This window comes from Betaproteobacteria bacterium (genome assembly GCA_009693245.1).
Classification (GTDB): Bacteria; Pseudomonadota; Gammaproteobacteria; order Burkholderiales; family SHXO01; genus SHXO01.
The window spans coordinates 1-12,980 of the sequence record SHXO01000090.1 but is presented as its reverse complement, the minus strand read 5'-3'; the positions used below and the strand labels follow the sequence as shown (position 1 = coordinate 12,980).

General features: G+C 61.1%; 15 protein-coding genes. 10 read left to right on the top strand and 5 right to left on the bottom strand.

The genetic code is table 11. From position 1 onward, the window contains the following. Positions 1–151: 151 nt before the first annotated feature. Entirely contained in the window at positions 152–403 is a 252-nt protein-coding gene (locus EXR36_13425) for a hypothetical protein (protein MSQ60604.1), read from the bottom strand. A gap of 67 nt (positions 404–470) precedes the next feature. On the opposite strand from EXR36_13425, the gene hisD reads away from it, so the two are divergent. From hisD to EXR36_13400, 5 genes are all read left to right on the top strand, one after another. Further along, the gene (gene hisD, locus EXR36_13420) at positions 471–1,766 is read left to right on the top strand and encodes a histidinol dehydrogenase (protein ID MSQ60603.1); all 1,296 of its coding nucleotides are present in this window, start codon (positions 471–473) and stop codon (positions 1,764–1,766) included. A gap of 63 nt (positions 1,767–1,829) precedes the next feature. Continuing rightward, on the top strand, positions 1,830–2,690 hold the full coding sequence (locus tag EXR36_13415; GenBank protein ID MSQ60602.1) for a hypothetical protein: 861 nt from the start codon (positions 1,830–1,832) through the stop codon (positions 2,688–2,690). 495 nt (positions 2,691–3,185) lie between these two features. Beyond that, the gene (locus EXR36_13410; GenBank protein ID MSQ60601.1) at positions 3,186–3,725 is read left to right on the top strand and encodes an FMN-binding protein; all 540 of its coding nucleotides are present in this window, start codon (positions 3,186–3,188) and stop codon (positions 3,723–3,725) included. After that, positions 3,712–4,548: an FAD:protein FMN transferase gene (locus tag EXR36_13405; protein ID MSQ60600.1), complete on the top strand. Its 837-nt coding sequence runs from the start codon at positions 3,712–3,714 to the stop codon at positions 4,546–4,548. Before EXR36_13410 ends, EXR36_13405 begins: the two co-directional genes overlap by 14 nt. Continuing rightward, positions 4,545–4,811 (top strand): hypothetical protein, encoded by a 267-nt coding sequence (locus EXR36_13400; protein MSQ60599.1) that lies wholly within the window; start codon positions 4,545–4,547, stop codon positions 4,809–4,811. The genes EXR36_13405 and EXR36_13400 overlap by 4 nt, the downstream gene beginning before the upstream one ends. Before the next feature lie 33 nt (positions 4,812–4,844). On the opposite strand, the gene EXR36_13395 is transcribed toward EXR36_13400, so the two are convergent. Further along, a complete protein-coding gene (locus EXR36_13395; GenBank protein MSQ60598.1) occupies positions 4,845–5,153 on the bottom strand; it encodes an antibiotic biosynthesis monooxygenase in 309 nt (102 codons plus the stop codon). A 130-nt stretch (positions 5,154–5,283) separates the two neighbouring features. On the opposite strand from EXR36_13395, the gene EXR36_13390 reads away from it, so the two are divergent. From EXR36_13390 to EXR36_13370, 5 genes are read left to right on the top strand one after another with little or no spacing between them, the layout of a single operon-like run. After that, positions 5,284–7,347 (top strand): molybdopterin oxidoreductase family protein, encoded by a 2,064-nt coding sequence (locus EXR36_13390; protein ID MSQ60597.1) that lies wholly within the window; start codon positions 5,284–5,286, stop codon positions 7,345–7,347. Positions 7,348–7,384: 37 nt separating this feature from the next. After that, positions 7,385–8,239: a xanthine dehydrogenase family protein subunit M gene (locus EXR36_13385; GenBank protein ID MSQ60596.1), complete on the top strand. Its 855-nt coding sequence runs from the start codon at positions 7,385–7,387 to the stop codon at positions 8,237–8,239. A gap of 16 nt (positions 8,240–8,255) precedes the next feature. After that, the gene (locus EXR36_13380) at positions 8,256–8,732 is read left to right on the top strand and encodes a (2Fe-2S)-binding protein (GenBank protein ID MSQ60595.1); all 477 of its coding nucleotides are present in this window, start codon (positions 8,256–8,258) and stop codon (positions 8,730–8,732) included. Between the two features lie 24 nt (positions 8,733–8,756). Continuing rightward, positions 8,757–11,033: a xanthine dehydrogenase family protein molybdopterin-binding subunit gene (locus tag EXR36_13375; protein MSQ60594.1), complete on the top strand. Its 2,277-nt coding sequence runs from the start codon at positions 8,757–8,759 to the stop codon at positions 11,031–11,033. An 11-nt stretch (positions 11,034–11,044) separates the two neighbouring features. Continuing rightward, on the top strand, positions 11,045–11,293 hold the full coding sequence (locus tag EXR36_13370; protein ID MSQ60593.1) for a MoaD/ThiS family protein: 249 nt from the start codon (positions 11,045–11,047) through the stop codon (positions 11,291–11,293). Here the strand turns inward: EXR36_13370 and EXR36_13365 are convergent. Genes EXR36_13365 through EXR36_13355 form a run of 3 tightly spaced genes read right to left on the bottom strand, consistent with a single transcriptional unit; the run spans position 11,135 to position 12,624 of the window. Further along, positions 11,135–11,845 (bottom strand): hypothetical protein, encoded by a 711-nt coding sequence (locus EXR36_13365; protein ID MSQ60592.1) that lies wholly within the window; start codon positions 11,843–11,845, stop codon positions 11,135–11,137. The genes EXR36_13370 and EXR36_13365 overlap by 159 nt on opposite strands. 8 nt (positions 11,846–11,853) lie before the next feature. Next, on the bottom strand, positions 11,854–12,357 hold the full coding sequence (locus tag EXR36_13360) for a hypothetical protein (protein MSQ60591.1): 504 nt from the start codon (positions 12,355–12,357) through the stop codon (positions 11,854–11,856). Then, a complete protein-coding gene (locus EXR36_13355) occupies positions 12,358–12,624 on the bottom strand; it encodes a hypothetical protein (protein MSQ60590.1) in 267 nt (88 codons plus the stop codon). It lies immediately after the preceding gene. Positions 12,625–12,980 lie beyond the last annotated feature (356 nt).

Here is a 12,980-nt window from a genome sequence, read left to right as displayed (position 1 = left end):
TTGATACAAAGCCAGTGAAGAGGCTCGCAAAACGCCTTGAAAGGCGCGAAATAACCCGGCTGAAGGTCACCTGGCCGAGAATGAAACTCATTTCGCTAACGCGGTAAGAGATCCGTCGTAGAAAAGTGATTATTAGAGGTGCCCTTAAGTCTCATCTGGCCAATTCACGCTGTCGTGCTTTCTGGCTGGTTTCCATCCCGGCGCCGCGCTCGCCCAGCCGCCGGACCTCGGCGGTGCAAGGGAACCGGCCGCTACCGCCGATCGATATCCCAACATGGTAAGAGGCGCCGACTTTGAGCATGTCAATTGCACTGGTAACCAAGCGAATGCCGTGAATGCTGGCGTTCACGGCGTGCCATTCGAAGGAGTCCTCCTCAATCCGTATACGTACGGGCCAGGACATCCGGCCAGCTGCGTGAGGCACTTATAATCCCTCGCGACTCCTCTACTTATACGATCTAGGAAGCTCAATGATTCGTTACATCAAAAAGGGCATCAGTGCCGAGCAGGACGCCGCCGACGTGGCGCGGGTTCGCCAGACGGTGGAAGGCGTGCTGGCGGATATCGAGAAGCGCGGCGACGAGGCGGTGCGAGAGTATTCACGCAAATTCGATCAATGGGAGCCCAAGAATTTCCGTCTGAGCGAGGAGGAGGTTCACGCGTGCGTGAAGCAAATGTCCGCGAGCGATCTGGACGATATCCGGTTCGCGCAAACGCAGATTCGGAACTTTGCCCGCATTCAGAAGGACGCATTGCGCGACGTGGAGGTGGAGACGCTGCCGGGCGTAATTTTGGGCCACAAGAACATTCCCATGAATAGCGTGGGTTGTTATGTTCCAGGGGGCAAATACCCGCTGCTGGCCTCCGCGCACATGACCATCCTCACGGCGAAGGTGGCGGGCGTGAAGAACGTGATCGCCTGCGCGCCGCCGTTTCAAGGTAAACCCGCGCCTGCAATCGTGACGGCTATGCATCTCGCCGGAGCCGATGCGATCTACTGCCTGGGCGGTGTGCAGGCCATCGGCGCCATGGCCATGGGGACGGCCACGATCAAGGCTTGCGATTTGGTGGCGGGGCCAGGAAATGCCTACGTGGCGGAAGCCAAACGCCAGTTGGCGGGACGCGTGGGCATCGATCTATTCGCCGGTCCAACGGAAACGCTGGTGATTGCCGACGAAACAGTGGACGGCGAAATCTGCGCCACGGATTTGCTGGGACAAGCGGAGCACGGCCCTAACTCGCCTGCCATTTTGCTAACCAATTCGGAAAAATTGGCGCGCGATACCATGGCGGAGGTCGAGCGCCAACTGAAGATTCTATCGACAGGCGCGACGGCGGGCGCGGCGTGGCGCGATTACGGACAAGTCATCCTGTGCGACACGTACGAGGAAATGGTGCGGGTGGCCGATGAAATTGCTTCCGAGCATGTGCAGGTGATGACCAAGGACCCGGATTACTTTCTTCGGCACATGACCAACTATGGCGCGCTGTTCCTGGGCGTGGAAACCAACGTTTCCTACGGCGACAAGGTCATCGGTACCAATCACACCTTGCCCACGCGCAAGGCGGCGCGTTACACGGGCGGCCTCTGGGTTGGGAAATTCCTGAAGACTTGCACTTATCAGAAGGTGACGCCGGAGGCCTCCGCGATGATCGGCGAGTACTGCTCACGCTTGTGCGCGCTGGAGGGCTTCGCGGGACACAAGGCGCAAGCCGACATTCGCGTAAAGCGATACGGGCACCCTAAGCCCGCGCAACATCGCTAAGCTTCTTATGTTTGCCCTGGCGTGGCCGTTAGGAGCGCTGGCTCTGGAAAAAGGAGATTCTTCGTGGCGAACTGGCGAATAGTGATTCGGGCGGTTGTCCTGTGCGGGATGATGATTGCCGCACCTGGTTTCGCGGCACCGGACCAAACATCCCTGGTGCGCGCGAAACAAATAATGCGCTCGGGGTTTCAATCCGGTGTTGAGGCCGCGTCCCGTGAGATCGAGTCAGGACAATTTCAGGGCCAGCGTTTGGCGGCGGCTTATCGGGCGCGAGGGGTAAACCAGAGTCATCTCCTGGTCTACGACAAGGCTATCGAGGATTTCAGCAATGCCATCGAGATCGACGGATTCAACCCTCAGTATTACCAGGACCGTGCCATCGCCTACTTGCGCGCCAGGGAATTCTCCAAGGCGGACACGGATTTGGAGATGGTGCTGGGGCTGGACCGAACCAATTTCAGCGCCCTGCGAGAAAAAGGGCGAGCGGCCTTCTACAGGGGAGACTATGCACCGGCGGAAGGTTTTTTCCTGCAAGCTTCTCGCAGCGCGGACCAGGAAGGGATGGTTTACTCGATGCTGTGGGTCAGCCTCGCTGCCCAGCGCGCGGGCAAAGCTTCGCCCCTAAATATCACCGCGCCCAGCGGACAAGATCGCAGCCAATGGCCTGTGCCCGTAGCCGAGCTGCTCAAGGGTTCGATATCGCCCCAACAGTATTTGGCGCAAGCGGACGCCGCGAATCCGCGCGCGTACCTCATGCTTCAGTGCGAAGTGCAGTTCTACTTGGGGCAGTATTATTTGACCAAGGGCGAGAAGGATCTCGCTCGCCAGAGCTTTAGCGCCGCGGTGGAAACAGGGGTGACGGATTTCATGGAGTACGACTGGGCACTGCGGGAACTCGAGGTTCTCGCGGCGGTGGCGCGTTAACTCAACTTCAGCGATTCGCCGTGCTCCAGGGGCAAGCGGGCGAGCACGTATTCCGGACACAGGCGCACCGGGTGTATAGTTGCGCCCGGCCACGTTTGGCGTACGCGGAGAAGCGCGAGTAGAGCCGCGGTACTGGGCAGTATTCGCGCTCCCAGCGCAGCCAGACGGGGGTGTCCAACCGCGCATCCGGACTCCCCTGCTAGCCATGGGGATGCGCATACTTTAAGGAGTGCTCAAATGGCTAAGGGCCAAATGCGAAGCAATAAGGAAGCGAAGAAACCCAAGCAGGATAAGAAAGTGGTTTCGGGACCGGTGTCCTCTGGCGGGGCGGCCGCAAAGCCGGCGGAACCGGCCGCCGGGAAAAAGAAGTAGAAGTCACTTTATTCCGCGGCTCTGGTTCAGCCCTGGACCAGCGCCGGTCACTATAGAAATTAGCGGGTGCCGGCATGAGGGCTCTGTGCTCTCTAAGCGTACGCGCTGTTACCGAAAGTTCGCATGACGCTCGACATCCGCTGGCTTGCCCCCGCCATTGTATTTTCTGGCGCTACTCCTCAATGCATCGCCGCTCAGTACATGAGCGTTGACCAGGCGCGAAGTCTGATCTTCGCGCAGGCGCAGGAATTCATTCCCCATCCTGTTGATCTCACGCCGGACCAGAGCCATCGCATCGAAGAACTCTCCGGCGTGAAAACGCGAATGTTGAAACAGCCGGTCTGGAAGGCCATGGCGGGCGGGAAGTTCCTTGGCTGGTTCATCATCGACCAGGTGATCGGTAAACACGAGCTAATCACCTATGCGGTGGGTATCAATCCCGAAGGCACCTTGCGCCAGTTTCAGGTCATCGAGTACCGCGAAGCCTGGGGCGGCCACGTCAAGGAACTCAAGTGGCGGGACCAATTCGTGGGCAAAACCACGGCGGACCCGCTCAAGGTGGGTAACGATATCGTGAACGTCAGCGGTGGCACCATGTCCAGCAATAGCATGGCCAACGGCATCAAGCGGCTGCTTTTTCTCCACCAAGTTGTCCTCCACTGAAATTCGCCGCGCGCGTCCCGCCATGGGGACGATGTTGCAAATCGTGGCGCGTGCCGAGGATGAGAACAAAGCTGGCCAAGCCGTGGAGGATGCGCTCGCGGCGGTGGAACAGGTGGACCAACTGATGAGTTTTCACGCGGAGGATAGCGAGCTGAGCCGCCTCAATTGCGACGCATCCCGGAAACCGCAGAGCGTGCATCCATGGACCTATGCGGTGTTAAAGCGTGCGACGCAAGTCAGTGTGGCCAGCGGCGGACTGTTCGACATCACGGTAGCGCCGCTGTTGGTCGAATGCGGTCTGCTCCCCGGACATGGCAACGGATTGCCCGAATGGCGCCGGTGGCGGCACCTCAAATTACTGAGCAATGGCCGCGTGTTCTTCGAGGAGCCCATGCTTCTAGACCTGGGAGGCATTGCCAAGGGCTTCGCCGTGGACCAAGCCATCCACGCGTTGCGCCGGGGCGGATGCACGGACGCCACGGTGAACGCGGGTGGCGACTTGCGCCGCTTCGGGCGAGAACCCGAGGTCATTCATTTGCGCCACGGACAGGGCTTGGTACCTGTAGCGCAACTGCGTTGCGGCGCCATGGCCACGTCAAGCTGCGAGGAAGCCAGCCCGGACCGTTTGGAGCAACCCATTGGCTGCATCATGGATCCCGTCCGGGGCCAGCGCTGGCGTGGTCGCGGCAGTGTGACAGTCGCCGCTCGCACTTGCATGATCGCCGATGCCTTGACCAAGGTGGCCGCCTTGGCGGGACCCGCGAGCGAACCAGTTCTGGCGAGATTCGGGGCACAAGCACGCTGGGATGGGGAGGACGCATGAGGCAGGCAACAACCATGTTGAGCCGCATCGTCGGAATCGTGACCGGCACCGCGGTGCTGGTGCTTGCGTTCGTATTTTCCGTTGTAATCTTCGCCATTGTTCTGGTGGCGGCCGTTGTGATTTTGGGCTATCTCTGGTGGAAGACGCGCTCGCTACGCCGGGCGCGGCGCGATGTCATCATCGAGACCACGGAATACCACGAGATTCATGAGGGAGCGCCGGAGCGCCCCGCCATCGAGGGCGAAAGCAAGCGCGATAAGTGAGCGCAACTGGCGAAGTTGCGGGGGCGCACGCCGTTATGCTGGACTCAATACCCGCAACTCCATTCCCTTCACATAGTCCTTGACGCGCCCCCGGTAGGCCTGCATATGGGGGGCCACGGAATGGGCCTTGAGATGGGCGACGCTCTCCCATTTTTCGATTACCACAACCTTATCGGCACCCACCTTGGCTTGGGTTGGAATGCCGGTCTCGGTATCGATGGCCGGACCGTACTCGATGCAGCCCGCTTCGGCGCGAACATCGGGAATCAACTTACGGAATTCGGTAAGAAACGCCTCGCGCGTGCCCTGTGCGAGATCGATGGTGGCGATAACGTGAATCATGGGAGGTCCTTGGCGGGTGTATTGAGAGATACAGTTTCTTGCTGAAAAGCGAGGATAACCTATCAAGGGTAACTTTCTCCGCGCTCCTCAATGTGGTACGTTTCAGCTTACGTCGTTTCGAGCCGCCTCCATGAACGCTCCCCTTCGAATCCTGCCTTCGGTTTGCCCTCATGATTGCACCAGCACGTGCGCGCTGGACGTGGAGATCGTGGACGCGCGCACCATTGGGCGCGTGCGCGGCTCGCAGCGGAATAGCTACACCGCTGGGGTGATCTGCGAGAAGGTGGCGCGCTATGCCGAGCGCCAGCATCACCCGGACCGGCTCACGCACCCCTTGCTACGCACGGGGCCCAAGGGCAGCAAGCAATGGAAGCGCATATCCTGGGATGAAGCCCTGGACCGCACGGCCGAAGCCTTGATCCAGAAGGCCGCGCAGCACGGTAGTGAGACTGTTTGGCCTTATTTCTACGCGGGCACCATGGGGCTGGTTCAACGCGACGGTATTCAGCGCCTGCGCCACGCCATGAAGTATTCTCGCTGGTTCTCCACCATTTGCGTGGCGCTTTCCGACAGCGGCTGGCTGGCCGGGGTGGGTAGCAAGCGCGGGGTGGATTTACGAGAAGCGGCGGAGCACGCCGATGTGATCGTCATTTGGGGAGGTAACCCGGTCAACACGCAAGTCAACGTGATGCAGCACGCCATGGCCGCCAAGAAGCGCGGCGCCAAGCTGGTGGTGGTGGATCCCTATCGCACGGGAACCGCGGAGAAGGCGGATCTGCACCTGGCCATACGGCCAGGGACGGATGGTGCGCTGGCCTGCGGCGTCATGCACGTGTTGTTCGCGGAAGGCTTTGCCGACTGGGATTATCTGCGCCGTTACACGGACTGCCCAGATGAACTGGCCGCTCATCTGAAGACACGCACACCCGAATGGGCATCGGCTATCACCGGGTTGCCGGCCGAGACCATCACCGAATTCGCCCGCATGTATGGGCGCGCTCGCAGCAGTTTCATCCGTTGCCATCACGGCTTTTCGCGCTCGCGCAACGGGGCGGCCAACATGCACGCGGTCACATGCCTTCCGGCCGTAACCGGGGCTTGGCAGCATAAAGGCGGTGGGGCGCTCTATGGCCATACGGGGATTTATCCGCTCAACCGCACGTTGATCGAAGGTCTGGACAAGGTGGATACCTCGGTGCGAGATCTCGACCAATCGCGCCTAGGCCCTATTCTCACGGGTGACGCCGACGCGCTGAAGGGCGGTCCGCCGGTTACGGCCTTGCTGGTTCAGAACACCAACCCGGCCATGGTGTGTCCGGAATTGCATAAGGTGCACGCGGGGCTCGCGCGCGAAGACCTTTTCACCTGCGTGCACGAGCAATTCATGACGCAGACTGCCGCGTTCGCCGATATCGTGCTGCCCGCGACGACCTTTTTGGAGCACGATGACTTCTACACGGCCAGCGGCCACACGTCGTTCCAGGTTGCGCGCAAAGTCGTGGAAGCGCCGGGCGAGGCGCGCGAGAACCACTATGTGATCTGCCAACTGGCCAAGCGGCTGGGCGCGGAACATCCTGGATTCCATATGAGTGCGTGGGAAATCATGGATGCGACGTTGCGGACATCCGGTATGTGGGACGCGCAAACCAATTACAAGCGCGGCGGCCAGGATTTCGTGTATCCATTCGAGAAGATGCACTTCCTGGATGGTTTCGATACGGCGGATGGCAAGTTTCACTTCAAGGGCGACTGGAAGCGCTTCGGCGGCCGTTGGGAGGAAATGCCGGTGTTGCCCGATCATCAGAATGTCATCGACAACGCCACCACCGAAAAACCCTACCGCTTGGTGGCGGCACCTGCGCGCACCTTCCTGAACTCGAGTTTCACGGAAACACCGAGTTCGGTGAAACGAGAGCGCCGTCCTACGGTACTCTTGCACCCGGAGGATTGCGCGGCCCTAAGCGTCGCGCAGGACGAGCGCGTGCAACTGGGCAATGAGCGAGGGACCGTGATCGTGCATGTAAAGCCGCAAGGCGGCCAGCAGCGCGGCGTGGTCGTGGTGGAAGGCATCTGGCCCAATGAGTATTTCGAGAATGGAATCGGAATCAACGCCTTGACCAGCGCGGATCCGGGCTGGCCCAATGGCGGCGCGGTGTTCCACGACACGGCCGTTTGGGTTAAAAAGCTGGTTTGACCGATTGAGAAGCAACTAAGAGGAGAGCGCTGTACCCATGGACTATCGATCACCAACTACCGCCAAGGACGCCGCCGGGCTCCTGGCACAAGATGGCGCCTACGGACTCGCGGGCGGTACGGATCTACTGGTAAAACTGCGCACGGGATTTGTCGCGCCACGCATGGTGGTGGATTTGAAAGCCGTGCCGCGGCTACGTGGCATCGAGAGCGACGCCCGCGGCTGGCGCATCGGCGCGGCCACGCCTTGCGCCGAAATCGGCGAGCATGCAGGCTTCACAGCAGCGTGGCCGGGCGTGGTGGAAGCATTGCAGCTCATCGGCTCTACCCAAATTCAAGGGCGCGCGACACTGGGCGGGAATCTGTGCAACGCCTCGCCGGCGGCCGATAGCGTACCGGCACTCATCGCCGCCGGAGCGGTGTGCGAGGTGGCGGGTGCGCAAGGCGAGCGCGAAGTGCCTGTGGAGCAAATCATCACGGGACCGGGCCGCAACGCGCTGGCGCGCGGTGAGTTCATCATGGGGTTCCGCTTGCCGAAACCCACGGGCAGGGCGGGGGATGCGTACTTGCGCTTCATTCCTCGCACCGAGATGGACATCGCCGTGGTGGGCGTGGGCGTGTCGCTCGCGCTCGATGCGCAGGGCGTGTGCACGCATGCGAGAGTGGGCCTGGGTGCCGTGGCACCTACACCGCTCCTCGTGGCTGCCGGTGCCAAGGCGCTCATCGGAACGCGCGTGGACGATGCCGCACTCAAGGCCCTGGCCGCTGCCGCGAGTGCCGCATGCAAACCGATCGACGACAAGCGCGGCACCATCGCCTACCGCATCAAGGTGGCGGGCGTATTGGCCCGCCGGGCCGCCAAGATCGCGCTTGAACGCGCCGCCGGGAAATAAGGGAGACCGAGGAAAAATGGCAAAGCAACATGTAACGACTACCGTGAATGGGGATACCGTGGAGTTCCTCTGCGGCACGGAACAGACTCTGCTCGACGTACTACGCGATGAGCTGTATTTGACCGGTAGCAAGGAAGGCTGTGGCTCGGGCGATTGCGGAGCGTGCAGTGTGATGCTCGATGGCCGCCTAGTGTGCGCGTGCCTCGTGCTCGGGGCCGAGGCCCAAGGGCGCAGCGTGGAAACCATCGAGGGCATGGCCAAGGGCGATGAACTGCATCCCCTTCAGCAGAAGTTTCTCGAGCACGCCGCGCTACAGTGCGGCATCTGCACGCCGGGATTTTTGATCGCGGCGAAAGCCTTGCTTGCGAAGAAACCCAACCCCACGGAAACCGAAGTGAGGTATTGGCTAGCCGGTAACCTGTGCCGTTGCACGGGATACGACAAGATAGTGCGCGCGGTGATGGATGCCGCCGTTGTGATGAGAACGGCTTAATACAGGAGCGACACGATGAACGACATGACCGTACCAGGAGTGACCCAGAAGAACTTGAAAATCGTCGGTACTCGCCCTCTTCGCCCCGATGGCGTGGACAAGGTGACAGGGCGCGCCAAATTCGGCGCCGATATCCATGTGCCCAACATGCTGATCGGAAGAGTTCTGCGCAGCCCGCACGCGCATGCTCGCATCAAGTCCATCGATGTGTCCAAGGCGCAAGCCCTGAAGGGCGTGAAAGCGGTGATCACCTGCGCCGATCTGTGCGATCTGCCTTCGGAGTTCATTCCCGCGGGCGAGATGATGGTGAACTTCAAGGACATGACGCGCAATGTGATGGCGCGCGAGAAAGCCCTGTATGAAGGGCACGCCGTGGCCGCCGTGGCGGCCGTGAGCGACGCGGTGGCGGCGCACGCGCTGGCGCTGATCGATGTGCAATATGAAGTGCTGCCCCACGTGATGGACGTCTCCAAGGCCATGGAACCAGATGCACCCTTGCTGCACGACGACATGTACACCATTGGCGTGGAACCCAAGCCCGCGATGCCGTCCAACATCGCCAAGCGCGTGGAGTTCGGATTCGGCGATTTGGAAGCCGGGTTTGCCAAGGCCGACGTCATCGTCGAACGCGAATTCACGACGAAGCCCGTGCACCAAGGCTACATAGAGCCGCACGCGTGCCTGGCCAGCGTATCGGAGGATGGCAAAGCGGAACTGTGGTGCACCACGCAAGGACAGTTCATCGTGCGTGCCTTCTGCGCCAAGCTCCTGGGAATGGAAGTTTCGAATTTGCGCGTCACCGCGTCGGAAATCGGTGGCGGGTTCGGCGGAAAAACCGTGGTGTACTTGGAGCCCCTGGCGCTGGCGCTCTCGCGCAAGGCTTGCCAGCCCGTGAAAATGACCATGTCCCGCACGGAAGTGTTCCGCGCCAGCGGACCCACGTCGGGTGCCAAGATTTGGGTGAAGGTGGGTGCGACGAAAGATGGGCGCATCACCGCGGCGGAGGCGTTGCTGAAGTACCAGGCGGGTGCGTTCCAGGGCTCACCGGTGCAGCCCGGCGCCATGTGTGCCTTCGCGCCTTATGATCTGGAGAACGTGCGCATCGTCGGCTTCGACGTGGTGGTGAACCGGCCCAAGGTGGCGGCGTACCGCGCACCGGGCGGGCCCATCTCGGAGTTCGCCGTCGAAGGCGTGATCGACGAAATCGCCAAGAAGATCGGCATGGACCCTGTCGAGTTTCGTTTGAAGAATGCCGCCAAGGAAGGCACCCGCGCGCCTTACGGGCCGAAACTGGGCCCCATCGGCTTGGTGGAGACGCTACAAGCGGCGAAGGCCCATGCGCACTACCGGGCGCCGCTCAAGGCCAACCAGGGCCGTGGCGTGGCCTCGGGGTTCTGGTTCAACATCGGCGGGGAAACCTGCGCCACGCTCAATGTGGGCGAAGATGGCAGCGTGGCCATGGTGCTGGGCACGCCAGACATCGGAGGTTCGCGTGCATCCCTGTCCATGATGGCGGCCGAGGAACTGGGCATTCCCATGGAGCAGGTGCACGCGATCATCGGCGACACCAGTTCCCTGGGATTTAACTTCCTCACGGGCGGTAGCCGGGTTACGTTCTCCAGCGGCATGGCGGTGGTGGAAGCCGCGCGCGATGTCATCAAGCAATTGCGCAGCCGCGCCGCGAAAATCTGGGAAGTGTCAGCCGAGGAAGTGGAATGGGTTGAAGGGCGCGCCCGCTTATTGGGCGAGGGCAAGGACAAGTCGCTATCGCTCGCGGATCTGGCCAAAACGGCTGGCAAGACCGGCGGCCCCATCGTCGGCAATGCCGCCATCAATGCCACGGGCGCGGGACCGAGCTTGGCAACTCATTTAGTGGACGTCGAGGTGGATCCCGAAACGGGCAAGGTCACCATCTTGCGCTACACCGCGATTCAAGATGCGGGCAAGGCCGTGCATCCCAGCTACGTGGAAGGCCAGATGCAAGGCGGCGCGGTGCAAGGCATAGGTTGGGCGCTAAACGAGGAATACATTTACGACGACAAGGGCCGCCTGGAAAACCCGGGCTTCCTCGATTACCGTATTCCGGTGTGTTCCGACGTGCCCATGATCGATACGGTCATCGTCGAAGTTCCCAACCCCCGCCACCCCTATGGCGTACGCGGGGTGGGGGAGACGCCCATCGTGCCCCCCATGGCAGCCATCGCCAACGCGGTGTCCAACGCCACGGGCTACCGGTTTACCGACCTGCCCATGTCGCCGCCGCGCGTGCTCGCGGCGATCGACAGCCAGCGGGGAGGGTAGGGCGCAAGGTCTTGGCTCTGGTCATCCTCACCGGCACCTTGAAGAATCTCGCGGGCGGGGAGGCTGAAGTGGAGGTGGCGGCGCGAGATGTGAAGCAATTGCTACGGATGCTGGGCGAGCGCTATCCGGCGCTCGCTCCCCATCTGGAGCATGACGGCTACGCTATTGCCATCGACGGGGAGATTTTCCAGGACGTATGGTTTGCCCCCATTGGCCCGGATAGCGAGGTGCATTTGGTGCCCGCCATCCGGGGCGGATGAGGGGTGAGGCGGACGGCTAGACCGTAGATAGCCCGTGGCCTTGGCGTGGCGTTTTTGCAGGCTGGACTTGCATGCGGGCGAGAGATCCTTCTTGTGGCTCTTCATGCATTGCGCCATGCGGCCATCTCCCACCTTGACGTCCTTGCAAAGCCGCTCGGCGTCCTTGCTGCAGGGGTGATTCTTTTGTGCCTCGGCGATTTTTTGCTGGCATGACGAAGAGAGCTCGGGTTTGTGACTGGCTAGGCAGCGAATCACATTTCCCAGGCCTTTCGGGGTGTCCTTGCAGAGCTTCTCGGCGTCGGACTTGCAGGCTTCCTTGAATTCCTCGGCGCGTTTCTTACCCTGCGCCATGCGCTCCTTGCAGGGCGCCGATAATTCGGACTCGTGTTGCTTCATGCATTGGAGCATGCGCCCGCCACCCGGCTTCACGTCCTTGCAAAGTTTCGCCACGTCGGTGCGGCAGGCGTCTGCCCTATCTCCGGCCGCGGCCGCGGGCAAAATGAAGAGGGTGCTGGCAAGGAAAGCGGCGGCACTAGCGTGTAGTAGTTTCATAGAGTGATTTATCCAAGGTCAGCGATATCGGCGGGACGGCGTAGACGGCTGAGGATCGGAACGATTTTTGGGTCCGCCCCGGCCAGCTTGGGCGGTTGATGACCCTCCACCCATTCGGCCACGGGGCGGAATTGCTCGCGCTCGGCCGCCCCGGATTCCATTTCGAACACCCCCATGCCCGTTTCCACCGCCTGCAGGAAAACATCCGAATCGCTCAGGCGGGTGAGCAAAGGCAGATTGAGGGACTTCAAGAAACGCTCCAGGGGCTCGTAGGTAGGCATGGACTTGCGCACTTTGTTGACCACTACCGCCAACCGAATGTTGCGAATGCGGATGCGGCCCGTGAGAAGCAAGTCGCGGATGAAGTTCGCCGTGGCGTGAATGTCGATGGCCGACGGCGCGACCGGGACCACAATACAGTCGGCCCGGGAAAGCAATTCCTGGAGGAGGAGCCCGGAAGCGCCGGCGGGCGCATCGATGATGAGCTGTTGTGTTCCCTCTGGGACATGCATCTAGATGCCGCGTAGGCGGTTGCCGCGTTGCGGTGCGGCGTTGGCGGCGTGGATGCGGCTTCGGGAGGGATCCCGCTGGCGCAGCCAGTTGAGGCTCGATCCCTGTGGGTCATAGTCCATGATGGTGACGGGAATGGACTTCGCGGCAAAATAGCTTGCGAGACTTGTCGTAACGGTCGTCTTTCCCGACCCCCCCTTCGGATTAATCACCAGCGTGGAGTTCATTCGCATAATTGGCGTGTGCAAGGTATTAGGTCTTGCCTCCATCCGCGGGTGATCGCCCCACTTTTTTATTTTGTTGCTTTGTGCTGCCTCGCCCTATTGCACTTACCGTGCTAGGTCCCTTGTGGACAAGCCGAAACAGAGACTTAGACTATTTTCAGCCCTTGGATTGGCCCCCCGCCGTCATCGCCGGGCGACGCTAGCGGCAATGCGCCATGCAATGATGTACTTTTAGGTTCCCTGGTATGTTGAAAAATGGAGGGTGAGTCCGCGATGAATCATTCCGGCGCAATCCAGAAATGCATTCGGAGCGTCACGGAAGTACGAAGAGGGGCGCCTAGCGTAACTATTGAGCGCTTATTTGCCGCCTCGCATGCCTACCATTGGATTCGGATAATCCG